Source organism: Streptomyces sp. SID13726 (assembly GCF_010548375.1).
GTDB lineage: Bacteria > Actinomycetota > Actinomycetes > Streptomycetales > Streptomycetaceae > Streptomyces.
This window is the reverse complement of sequence record NZ_JAAGLY010000006.1, coordinates 130,417-141,921: the sequence shown is the minus strand read 5'-3', so window position 1 is coordinate 141,921 and position 11,505 is coordinate 130,417. Positions and strand designations below refer to the sequence as shown.

General features: G+C 72.5%; 11 protein-coding genes. 7 read left to right on the top strand and 4 right to left on the bottom strand.

Annotated features, from left to right (window positions below):
- The first annotated feature begins 60 nt into the window (after window positions 1-60).
- On the top strand, window positions 61-966 hold the full coding sequence (locus G3I78_RS17780) for a helix-turn-helix transcriptional regulator (protein WP_164425574.1): 906 nt from the start codon (window positions 61-63) through the stop codon (window positions 964-966).
- A 12-nt stretch (window positions 967-978) separates the two neighbouring features.
- On the opposite strand, the gene G3I78_RS17775 is transcribed toward G3I78_RS17780, so the two are convergent.
- The 4 genes from G3I78_RS17775 to G3I78_RS17760 form a co-directional block, all read right to left on the bottom strand.
- Window positions 979-1,794: an SAM-dependent methyltransferase gene (locus tag G3I78_RS17775; protein ID WP_164425572.1), complete on the bottom strand. Its 816-nt coding sequence runs from the start codon at window positions 1,792-1,794 to the stop codon at window positions 979-981.
- Between the two features lie 116 nt (window positions 1,795-1,910).
- Complete coding sequence (locus G3I78_RS17770; RefSeq protein ID WP_164425570.1) at window positions 1,911-2,705, bottom strand: DeoR/GlpR family DNA-binding transcription regulator; 795 nt, start codon at window positions 2,703-2,705, stop codon at window positions 1,911-1,913.
- 71 nt (window positions 2,706-2,776) lie between these two features.
- Complete coding sequence (pdxA, locus tag G3I78_RS17765) at window positions 2,777-3,829, bottom strand: 4-hydroxythreonine-4-phosphate dehydrogenase PdxA (protein WP_343243791.1); 1,053 nt, start codon at window positions 3,827-3,829, stop codon at window positions 2,777-2,779.
- Window positions 3,826-5,046: a four-carbon acid sugar kinase family protein gene (locus tag G3I78_RS17760; protein WP_343243790.1), complete on the bottom strand. Its 1,221-nt coding sequence runs from the start codon at window positions 5,044-5,046 to the stop codon at window positions 3,826-3,828. The genes pdxA and G3I78_RS17760 overlap by 4 nt, the downstream gene beginning before the upstream one ends.
- Before the next feature lie 390 nt (window positions 5,047-5,436).
- On the opposite strand from G3I78_RS17760, the gene G3I78_RS17755 reads away from it, so the two are divergent.
- From G3I78_RS17755 to G3I78_RS17730, 6 genes are read left to right on the top strand one after another with little or no spacing between them, the layout of a single operon-like run.
- The gene (locus G3I78_RS17755) at window positions 5,437-7,023 is read left to right on the top strand and encodes an ABC transporter substrate-binding protein (RefSeq protein WP_164425568.1); all 1,587 of its coding nucleotides are present in this window, start codon (window positions 5,437-5,439) and stop codon (window positions 7,021-7,023) included.
- A gap of 3 nt (window positions 7,024-7,026) precedes the next feature.
- Window positions 7,027-7,956 (top strand): ABC transporter permease, encoded by a 930-nt coding sequence (locus G3I78_RS17750; protein WP_164425566.1) that lies wholly within the window; start codon window positions 7,027-7,029, stop codon window positions 7,954-7,956.
- 3 nt (window positions 7,957-7,959) lie between these two features.
- Window positions 7,960-8,844 carry an ABC transporter permease gene (locus tag G3I78_RS17745; protein ID WP_164425564.1) on the top strand — a complete coding sequence of 295 codons (885 nt, stop codon included), beginning with the start codon at window positions 7,960-7,962 and terminating at the stop codon, window positions 8,842-8,844.
- Window positions 8,845-8,846: 2 nt separating this feature from the next.
- Window positions 8,847-9,680: an ABC transporter ATP-binding protein gene (locus tag G3I78_RS17740; protein ID WP_164425563.1), complete on the top strand. Its 834-nt coding sequence runs from the start codon at window positions 8,847-8,849 to the stop codon at window positions 9,678-9,680.
- Entirely contained in the window at window positions 9,677-10,489 is an 813-nt protein-coding gene (locus G3I78_RS17735) for an ABC transporter ATP-binding protein (RefSeq protein ID WP_164425562.1), read from the top strand. Before G3I78_RS17740 ends, G3I78_RS17735 begins: the two co-directional genes overlap by 4 nt.
- The gene (locus tag G3I78_RS17730; RefSeq protein ID WP_343243789.1) at window positions 10,486-11,466 is read left to right on the top strand and encodes an aldo/keto reductase; all 981 of its coding nucleotides are present in this window, start codon (window positions 10,486-10,488) and stop codon (window positions 11,464-11,466) included. The genes G3I78_RS17735 and G3I78_RS17730 overlap by 4 nt, the downstream gene beginning before the upstream one ends.
- Window positions 11,467-11,505: the final 39 nt, after the last annotated feature.

The window sequence follows — 11,505 nt, the reverse complement described above, 5'->3', positions numbered from 1 at the left end:
GGCAAGCCCGCAGTGCCTGTACCTGTGCACGATCGCGTTCCACCGCAGGGAGTCATGCCCATGGGTGCCGAAGAGACCGCAGGAACACCGTTCGACAGCGAGGTCCTGGGCGGGCGCTCGGCAGGCCCGATGGTGCCACGGCTGCTCCTGGGCGCCCGGCTGCGCCGTCTGCGGGAGGGGCGGGGTGTCTCCCGCGAGGCCGCGGGGCGGCTCATCCGCGGCTCCCGGTCCAAGATCAGCCGGATGGAGGGCGGGCGGCACGGCTTCAAGCTGCGTGACGTGACCGATCTGCTCACCCTCTACGGCGTCACCGACGAGGCCGAACGCGCCACTTTGCTGACCCTGGCCGAGGAGGCCAACACCCCTGCCTGGTGGCAGTACTTCAACGACGTGGTGCCCGCCTGGAAGCAGAACTACCTCGCGGCCGAACAGGCGGCGAGCCTCGTCCGCTGCTTCGAGGTGCAGCGGATCCCCGCACTGCTCCAGACGTCCGGCTACGCGCGCGCCTCCGTCCGGCTCGCCCACCCCGACGCCTCCGAGGAGGAGACCGAGCGGCGCGTCGAGCTGCGGATGTCCCGGCAGCGCGTCCTGCACCGGCGGCCGGCGACCCGGCTGTGGGCCGTCCTCGACGAGGCCGCGCTGCGCAGGCCGGTCGGCGGCATCCCCACCATGCGCGCCCAGTTGAGGCATCTCATCGAGATCTGCCGGCTTCCGCAGATCTCCGTCCAGATCATGCCGTTCCTCGGCGGCGGCCACTCCGCGGAGGGCGGCCCGATCACGATCGTGCGGCTGCCCGGCAGCGAGTTGCCCGACGTGGTCTACCTCGAACAACTCGCCACCGGCCTCTATCCCGACCGGCCCGCCGAGATCGAGTGCTACTGGGACGCCATGAACCGCCTCGCGGTGGAGGCCGAGTCACCGGACGAGACGCCGACGATCCTGCACCGCATCCTCCAGGAGACCTGACCCCGTGCCCGGTCAGTTCTTGCGGGCGACACCGCCGTACTGGTGGACCTCGGCCGGAAGACCGAGGGCCTCGGTGTCGGGGCGCCAGCGCGAGCAGGACGCCACACCCGGTTCGAGCAGCTCGAGACCGTCGAAGTAGCGGGCGATCTGCTCGGGGCTGCGCAGGATGTAGGGGATCGAACCACCCTCGTTGTACTGCTGGATGGCGTCGAGGTAGGCCTTGCTGGTGTCGGAGCTGTCGTACTGCACCAGGAAGCTGCCGGAGGGCAGTCCGGCCACCAGTTCCCGCACGATCGAGCACGCCTCGTCGTGGTCCTCGATGTGGCCCAGGATGCCCATCAGCATGAGGGCGACCGGCTTGTCGAAGTCCAGCGTCCGCGCGGCCTCCCGCAGGATCGTGGCCGGGTCGCGCAGATCGGCGTCGACATAGTTGGTGACGCCCTCCGGTGTGCTGGTGAGCAGCGCGCGGGCGTGCGCCAGCACCAGCGGGTCGTTGTCGACGTAGACGATCCGGGACTCCGGTGCCACCCGCTGGGCGATCTGGTGGGTGTTGTCGACGTTGGGCAGCCCGGTGCCGATGTCGAGGAACTGCCGTACGCCCTCCTCGCCGGCCAGATGACGGACGGCGCGGGCGAGGAAGTAGCGGGCGGCGCGGGCGCCGGTCTCGATGCCGGGGAAGATCTCGCGGAACGCGTCGCCGGCGACCCGGTCGACCTCGTAGTTGTCCTTGCCTCCCAGCCAGTAGTTCCAGATCCGGGCCGACTGCGGCACCGAGGTGTCGATCTTGGGCAAGGGCTCCTGCTCGGAGTTCTCTGCCTGCTCAGCCATGGACACTCCTGCGTTGCGGGACGGGGGACCGCCGAACGGTCGAACACCGGTCGTGGGCATCCACGTTAATCCCCGAGGCTCGCCCCATGTGAATCATCAGCACCAACAGGCGTGTCCTAGCGGCCAGTTGAGTCCGGCTCGGGAACGGCCGTCACGGTCTCCACGCCCCGCGCGCGCAGTTCGGCGAGGATGCCAGGATCCGCGGAGTCGTCCGTGACCAGCGTCCAGTCCTCGCGCAGCGGGGTCCAGGTGTGGAAGGGGCGGCGGCCCAGCTTGGCCGCGTGGGCGAGGACGTAGACGTGGTCGGCGCGGCGGGCCATCAGCTCCTTGAGCCGGGTCTGGCGCAAGTCGGCCTCGCAGACGCCCAGTTCGGGGGAGACGCCGTCGGTGCCGAGGAACACCCGGTCGAAGGTCATGCGCTCCAGGGCCGCTTCGGTCAGCGGACCCACGAAGCCCTGGCTGAGCGGGCGCAGGGTGCCGCCCAGGCACTCGACGTGGATGGTCTCGACGTCGGACAGCGCCTGGAGGGCGGTGAGTCCGGTGGTCGCGACGGTGATGTCCTTGACGGTACGCAGTTCGTGCGCGAGTGCCCCGACCGTCGAGCCGGCGTCCAGCAACAGCGTCTCGCCGGGCCGGACTTGGGCGGCGGCCCAGCGGGCGATGGCCTGCTTGGCCTCGAAGGCCTCGCCGACCCGCTGGCGCAGCGACGCCTCCGGGTGCGCGGTCAGCGCCATCGCGCCGCCGTAGGTGCGGGCGAGGCGGCCGTCGGTGGTGAGTCTGGCCAGGTCGCGGCGGATGGTGGAGGCCGTCACGCCGAACAGCTGGGAGAGTTCTTCCACACTCGCGAGGCCGGTGGTGGTGGCGAGGTGGACGATACGGTCGCGCCGGGCCTGGGATCCGATCGCCGACATCGGTCTGCTGTCCTCCGGTGTCCTGGGGTGCGTACGAGCGGTGTCCTGGGGTGCGTACGGGCGAACCGACGTCAGCCGGCGGCCGGTGCGGTCGACATCTCGGCGGCCTGGCGCAGGGCCTCGACCATGCTACCGGGCTCCGCACGCCCCGTACCTGCGATGTCGAACGCCGTGCCGTGGTCCACGGAGGTGCGGATGACCGGCAGTCCCACGGTGAGGTTGACGCCGGCCTCGATGCCGAGGACCTTGACCGGGCCGTGGCCCTGGTCGTGGTACATCGCGACGATCAGGTCGTAGTCGCCGCGCGAGGCGAGGAAGAACGCCGTGTCGGCGGGGAGCGGACCGCGCGCGTCGATGCCGTCGGCCCGCAGGGTCTCCAGCGCGGGGACGATCTTCGTCTCCTCCTCGCCGTAGCCGAAGAGGCCGTTCTCCCCGGCGTGCGGGTTGATGCCGCAGACGCCGATCACCGGGGCCGGGACGCCCGCGCGGACCATCGCCTCGTGGCCCCGGCGGACCGTGCGTTCGACCAGTCCGGGCTCGATGCGGTTCACGGCGTCGATCAGGCCGATGTGCGTGGTGACATGGATGACCTTCACCTTCGGTGTCGACAGCATCATCGACACCTCCTCGACGCCGGTGAGGTGCGCGAGCAGTTCGGTGTGGCCGGGGAAGCGGTGCCCGGCGGCGTGCAGGGCGCCCTTGTTGAGCGGGGCCGTGCAGATGCCGTGCACCTCGCCGCGCAGGGCGAGGTCGGCGGCCACCCGGATGTACTGGTAGGCGGCCTCGCCCGCGACGGCGGACAGCTCGCCCCACGGCAGGTCGGCGGGGAGCAGTCCGAGGTCGACGACATTGACGCGGCCGGGCGTGAACTCGGCGTCGGCGGGCCGCTCGACGGGCACGATCGCGCAGTCGACGCCGAGGACGGCGGCCGCCTGGCGCAGCCGTTCGGCGTCGCCGACGACCACCGGGCGGCAGTCGCGCAGGGTGTCGGGGTGCAGCAGCGCCGGCACGATCACCTCCGGTCCGATGCCGGCGCCGTCGCCCATGGTCACCGCGATGACCGGGAGCGGTCGCGCGGTGGCGCCCGTCTGCTCGGCGGGGGCGGCGGTGGGGGCTGCGTTCACGAGGTCACTCCTGTGGGGTGGTGGGGCGGGACGGGACGTACGTGACCGGAGCGGCGCAGGGCGCGGGCGATGCGCAGCAGCGAGTCGGACTCGCCGAAGCTGCCCGGCCGGGTGACGACCGAGCGGCCGTCCGGGGTGCGGGAGTGCACGGCGCCGTGGTGGATCTGGCCGACCGGGCGCAGCCGCGTGATGCCGAGGGCGTCCAGCACCCGGCGCGCGGTCTCGCCGCCGGTCAGGACGAGATCGCCGTCGTACGAGGTTTCCGCGACGGCCTCGGCCAGCGCGGCCGAGAGCCGGCGGGCGGAACTCGGGGCCAGCAGCCCGGCGATGCGGACCACCGTGACTCCGGTGGCCGGCAGGGCGAGCGGGCGCCGGGCGCGCAGGAGGTCGTCCGCGGTGAGCGGGAGGTGATGGGCGCCGTCCGCGACGAGATGGGCGGCCTGCGCGGCGGCGGACGGCTCGGCGGTGCCCACGACGACGAGGAGAGGGCGAGGGGAGCCGTGGCCCGCCTCGGGACCGGGGCGCGGAACGGCACGGTCGCCCAGTACGCGCCCCACGGCCCCCGCGAGCCCGCCCGTCCCCAACAGCCGTACTCCGGGGCCCAGTTGAAGCGCCGCCCGGGCGATCGCGTCGAGGTCGGCGTCGGTCTCCGCGTCGCACACCGGATGCCGGCCTTGCGTGAAACGCGCACGCAGTTCGTTCAGCAGGGGACCGCGTACGGCCGAGAGCGGTACGGGCGAGACCGGCAGGTCCCCGAGCGCCGCCGCGACCGACTCCGGCGCGGGCCCGGGCTCGGCCCGCCACGCGTCGGTCGTGTGCAGCGCGGCCCCCTTCAGATGGACGACGCCGTCGCGCACCGTCCGCCCCGTCACCGGCAGCGCCGTCGCGATCACGACCCCGGCGCCGCCCTCCGCGTAGGCGGCCGCCTCGGCGGCGAGATTGCCCCGCAGCAGCGAGTCGACCTTCTTGAACAGCACGACGTCCTCGGCGGCCCGGCCGGTCACGGACCGTACGGCATGCGCCGCCGCGTCCGCGGGCAGGTGCCGGGAGTCCAGGTCGACGACGGTCGCCTCGCCGTCGGCGGGCGGTGGGACGGGGTCGGAGAGGGGACCCAGCAGGAGGTGGGCGGGTGTGCGCAGGGCCACCGCGGTCTCGGCGGCGCCGGAGAGGTCGTCGGCCAGGGCGAGCACACGGCGGCCTGGGATGGTGAGGGACACGGGTACCTCCTCGGGCGTTCCGGTCGGGCGGCCTCGGGCACCGATGATGACATGGATTGCGCGAAGCGCGCGAGACCTCTTGCGCACTTCGCGCAATCGTGCCACCTTTTCCGGCGCGACACCCCTTCGTCTCCCGCCGACCCGCACCCACCGGCCGGGCCGCCGCGAGAGCCGAACAGGTCGAGATTTTCGTCCGGCGCACGAACCGATCCGCACGAGCCCGGCCGCACGAACTCAGCAGCACGAACTCAGCCGCACGAATCGAACTGCAACGAACCGAGCCGCACGAACCCAGCCGCACGGACGAAGAGCGCGGCACCCCCGCACTCACGTACCCCCGCAGTCACGCACCCCCGAGCCGGCCGCCCCCGGAACGCGAGAAGGTCGACGATGACCCCACCTCCCCAGAGCGCCCCACCCCCTGTACCCCTCACCCGCCGCACCCTGCTGCGCTGGAGTGCCCTCGGCGGTGCCGGACTCGCCCTCGGCCCGCTGTCCGCCTGCGCGGGACCCACCGGAGCCCCCGGCCCCGGCACCCTCACGCTGGGTCTCAACCGCTCCCTGATCAGCCTGGACAACAAGCTCAACCAGTTCGACGCGGCGGTCACCGTGCAGCGCGCGGTGCGCCAGGCCCTCACCCGCATCGGCCCCGGCATGCGCACCCAGCTGATCCTCGCGGACAGCTTCACCATGACCGCGCCGACCCGGTGGAGCGTGCGGCTGCGCGACGGCCTGCGCTACTCCGACGGCACCCCGGTCACCGTCGAGGACGTGGCGACCGCGGTGGAGATGTACGGCAAGGTCAACGGCTCCTTCCTGCTCGGCCTCTTCCCGGAGCTGCCCGGTGTGGAGAAGACCGGCGAGCGGACCTTCACCCTGCACACCGAGCGCCCGGTGCCCGTCCTCGACCGGCTGATGGCCAACATCCACATCACCCCGGCCGCCGCCAACAAGCCCGAGGAACTGCAGAGCGGTGTGGGCTCGGGACCGTACGAGGTGGTGCGGGCCAACAGCGGCGCGGGGGAGTACACGCTGGCCCGCAACCCCCGCTACTGGGGCGCCAGTCCACCCGTCGACCGGGTCCAGGTGCGCTTCGTGCCCGAGGAGTCCAGCCGCGTGATCGCCCTGCGCAGCGGTGAGTTGGACGTCGTCGACACCCTCACCCCGGACTCGGCCGAACAGCTCACCGGGCTGCCCGGCATCACCCTCCAGGAGACCTCCGGGGTCCGGATCTGCCAGCTCTTCTACAACTTCCGCAAGAAGAAGGGGCATCCGCTCGCCGACGCCCGCGTCCGCCGCGCCCTCACCCACGCCATCGACGGCGACTCCCTCGTCAGGGACGTCCTCACCGGCTCGGCCGAGGCCGCCGAGGGCGTCGTACCGCTCGCCCTCGAAGGCGCGGTGCGCACCGGCGCGTACACCTACGACCCGAAGAAGGCCAGGGCCCTCCTCAAGTCCCTCGGCGCGGACGGGATGCGCGTCCGGATCATCTGGGAGTCGGGGGAGTTCGCCGGCGACAACTCCGTCATGGAGGCCGTCGCCGACATGCTCCACGACATCGGCGTACGGGCCTCGCTGCTCCAGTTCGAGCCCGGTGGCGACATCCTGAAATGGCGTCAGGGCCGCGGCGGCGACTGGGACGTCATCGGCAACGGCTACCCCGGCACCACCGGGCAGGCGCTCACCTCGCTCCAGGGCATGTACGGCGGCACCGCGGAGAAGGAACGCAGCCGCGACACCTACATGGGATACGTCGTCCCGGGCGTCCAGCGCCGGCTCGCCGACGCCGCCACCGAGACCGACACCGCGGTGCGCGACCGGAAGCTGGCCGTCGTGCAGCACGCCGTGTGGGACACCTGGCCGAGCCTGTGGGCGTTCGCCCCCAAGACGATGCTGGCCCGCCGCGACCGGGTGCACGACCTCGGCCTGCTGAAGCTCAACTCCTATGACCTGTCCGCCGTACGGCTGGAGGGCTGAGCCGTGGTCACCTATCTCGCCCGCCGCGTCGGCCAGAGCCTGCTGGCCCTCTTCCTCACCCTGACCACGGTCTTCCTGCTGGTCCGCCTCGCCCCCGGCGACCCGGCCGCCGCCTACGCCGCCCCCAACGCGCCGGCCGCCGATCTCGACCGCATCCGGGCGAAGTTCGGCCTCGACGAGCCGATGATCAACCAGTACGGGATCTTCCTGCGCGACCTGTTCACCGGCGACCTCGGCACCAGTTACTCCTTCCACACCTCGGCGTTCGACGTGGTCATGGACCGGATGCCGTACACCGTCACGCTCGCCGTCGCCGCGATCGCCCTCACCAGCGTCGTCGCCGTACCGCTCGGCGTGTGGATGGCCCGACGGGCGGACACCAAGCGGGAGTTGGGCGCCAACGTGCTCACCATCGCCGGGCAGTCCATGCCGGACTTCTGGACCGGCGTGATGCTGCTGACCGTCTTCGCCGTGCTGCTGCCGGTGCTGCCCGCCTCAGGGTTCACCTCATGGAGCGGCCTGGTGCTGCCCACGGTCACGGTCGCGGTGCTCCAACTCGCCCTGGTGTCACGGCTGGTGCGCCGTGAGATGGTCACGGCGCTCACCGCGCCCTACACCACGGTCGCGCGCTCCCGGGGCGTCTCCGAGCCTTCCCTGACCTGGAGCTACGGACTGCGCAATTCCGCCGTCCCACTGCTCACCACCCTCGGCACCCGCTTCGCCGCCCTCCTCAACGGAGTCGTCGTGGTCGAGGTCGTCTTCGGCTGGCCCGGCGTCGGCTCGCTCGTCGTCCGCGCGCTGGCCACCCGCGACTACCCGCTGATCCAGGCCACCGTCCTGGTCACCGCGACCCTCGCGATCCTCGTCCAACTCCTCGTCGACCTCGCCTACCCGCTGCTCGATCCGCGGGTGCGCCTCGGAAAGGCGGCCTGAGCCATGACCACCCCCACCACGGTCGTCGAGCGGCCCACCGCCGTCACCGCCCGCGACCTGGCCCGGGCCGGCGCGACCCGGCGGCGGCGCGGCGCCCGCGTCAAGATCTGGATCGGCGCGGTCTGCACGGCCCTCGTCGTGCTGCCGGTGGCCCTCGCGAGCCTCCTCCCGCTGCCCGACGCCAACGCCCAGGACCTCTCCCGGCGCCGCCTCGCACCGCTCACCGACGGACACCTCTTCGGCACCGACCAGCTCGGCCGCGACCTGCTCTCCCGCATCCTGCACGGCGGCCAGGTGTCCCTCTCGGTCGGTCTCCTCGCCGTCCTCGTCTCCGGGCTCATCGGCATCGCGGCCGGATCGGCGGCCGGGTTCTTCGGCGGCTGGGTCGACGCCCTCGTCTCCCGCTTCCTGGAGGCCCAACTCGCCCTGCCCCTGCTGATGATGCTGCTCCTCGTGGTCGCCCTCTTCGGACCCTCGGTCACCGTCATCACCTGCGTCATCGCGGTCGCGCAGTGGCCCGAGGTGGCACGGCTCACGCGGTCCCTCGTGCTGGTCGAGCGGGAGAAACCGTACGTGGCGGCGGCCCGGGTGCTCGGGCTGCGCGGGACGCAGGTGCTCGCCCGCCATGTCGTCCCGAACGTGGTCCGCCCGGTCAGCCTCGTCGTCCTGCTCCTGCTCGCCCAGGCCGTCCTCCTGGAGAGCGCGCTCAGTTTCCTCGGCGCCGGACCGCAGCGGCCGTTCGCGACCTGGGGGCGGATCATCTCGGACGGACAGGCCTACATCACGACCTCGTGGTGGCTGGTGACCCTGCCGGGCCTGGTCATCGCCCTCCTCGTCGTCGGAGTGAACCTGCTCGGTGACGGACTGCGCGACCGGAAAGGGGCGTGACCATGACCGCCGAGACCCCGCTGCTCGACGTGGCGGACCTCCAGATCGAACTCATCACCGCGCAAGGCGTCGTCCGTGCCGTCGACGGCGTCACCTTCACCGTCCACCGGGGCGAGACCGTGACCCTGATCGGCGAGTCGGGCTCCGGCAAGTCGACCACCGCGATGGGCGTGCTACGGCTGCTCCCCGAGGGGCTCGCCGTGATCTCGGGGAGTGTCCGCATCGCCGGACACGATGTCGTGGCCGACCCCGACGCGGCACGCGGCGTCCGCGGGCGGACCGTCTCCCTGGTCCCGCAGGACCCGATGACCGCGCTCAGCCCGGTGCACACCGTCGGACGCCAGCTCGGCGACGCGATCCGGCTGCGCCACCCCTCACTGTCCCGGACCGAGGCCCGGGACAAGGGCGTCGACCTCCTGAAGCAGGTCCGCATCAGCAAGCCGGAGACCCGCTGGAAGGCCTACCCCCACCAGTTCTCCGGCGGCATGCTGCAACGGATCCTCATCGCCATCGCGCTGGCCGGCGAACCCGAACTGCTCGTCGCCGACGAACCCACCTCCGCGCTGGACGCGACCGTCCAGGCCGGGGTCCTGGACCTGCTGATGGAGCTTCAGGAACGCACGGGCATCGGCATGTTGATGATCACCCACGACCTGGGCGTGGCCCGGCTGGTCTCCGACCGCATCCATGTGATGAAGGACGGCCGGTTCGTCGAGTCGGGACCCGCCGACCGGATCGTCGAACGGCCCGCCGAGGCGTACACGCGCGCACTGCTCGCGGCCGTGCCCCGGCTCGGCGCCTGGGACGAGAGCGCAGTGCAGGGAGCCGCGTCATGACCCTCTTGTCGGTGCAGGACCTGGTCGTGGAGTACCCGACCCCCAGCGGTCCGTTCCGTGCCGTGGACCAGGTGAGCTTCGAGGTCGAGCGGGGCGGCTCGCTCGCCGTCGTCGGGGAGTCCGGCTGCGGCAAGTCGACCCTCGCCCGCGCCCTCGTACGGCTGCTGAAGCCGCGCTCCGGCCGCATCCTGCTGGACGGCACGGACCTCGCCACCCTCCCCGAGCGCAGGCTGCGTCCCCTGCGCAGGCGGGTGCAGATGGTCTTCCAGGACCCCTACGGCTCCCTCGACCCGCATCTCACGGCCGAGCAGATCGTCGCCGAACCGCTCCGGCTCGCCGGAGTCTCCGGGCGTACCGAACGGGCCCGCCGGGCCGCCGAGTTGATCGACCAGGTCGGCCTGCCCAAGACCGCGCTCGCACGCCGTCCCGCCGACTTCTCCGGCGGCCAGCGCCAGCGCATCGGCATCGCCCGCGCCCTCGCCTCCCGTCCCGACCTGCTGGTGTGCGACGAGGCCACCTCCGCGCTCGACGTCTCGGTCCAGGCCCAAGTACTGGACCTGCTGCGGGAGTTGCAGGCCGAGACCGGGATCGCCTACCTCTTCATCGCCCACAACCTCGGCGTCGTCCGCGAGATGAGCACCGACGTGGTCGTGATGCGAGCGGGCCGCACCGTCGAGACCGGGCCCACCCGCACCGTACTCGCCGCCCCCGCCGACCCCTACACCCGTGCCCTGCGCCGCGCCGCCCTCGACCCCACCGCGATGCACGGCCTCAAGCCCCGCCACGTACTGGAAGGAACCCCGTCGTGACCACCGGCATCACCCTGCCGCACACGCCCGTACCGCTCTCCCGCCTGGTCCTCGGCACCATGACCTTCGGCGACACCGTCGACCGCGAGGGCGCCGCCGCCATGCTCGACGCCGCCCTGGACGCCGGCATCACCGGCGTCGACACCGCCAACGGCTACGCGGGCGGCGAGAGCGAGCGGCTGCTCGGGGAGCTGCTGCCGGGCCGCCGCGACCGGATCGTGCTGGCCACCAAGGCGGGCATCCCGCACCCCGACCAGGGCGACCACGCGCCCCTGTCGGCGGCCGGACTGCGCGCCGCCCTCGACGGCAGCCTCAAGCGGCTCGGCACCGACCACGTCGACCTCTTCTACCTCCACCAGCCCGACCGGTCCACCCCGCTCGCCGAAACCCTCGCCACCGTCGCGGAGTTGGCGGCCGAGGGGAAGATCGGCGCGCTCGGCGTCTCCAACTACGCGGCCTGGCAGATCTCCGAACTCGTCCGCACCGCAGACGAGGTGGGCGCGCCCCGCCCGGTCGTGGCCCAGCAACTGCACAACCTCCTCGCCCGCCGGATCGAGGAGGAGTACGTGGAGTACGCGGCCGTCAGCGGGCTGCGCACGATGGTCTACAACCCGCTCGGCGGCGGCCTGCTGACGGGCCGTCACCACTTCGCCGACGCCCCGGCCGAGGGCCGCTTCGGGGACTCCCGGCTCGCCGCCATGTACCGGCAGCGGTACTGGGACGAACGGCTCTTCACCGCCGTCGAGCAGCTCACCGCCGTAGCCGAGCGGGCGGGTCTGGCCCTCACCGACCTGGCCCTGCGCTGGCTGCTGGACCGCCCCTCCACCGACGCCCTGCTCCTCGGCGGTTCCCGGACGGAACACCTGCTCGCCAACATCGCCGCGGCACGGGCGGGGGCACTGCCCGCCGACGTCACGGAGGCGTGCGACGAGATCGGCGCGCGCCTGAGGGGGCCGATGCCCGCGTACAACCGCTGACCGGCGGCGTCGGCAGAGACCGGCGACCGCCTCCGACAG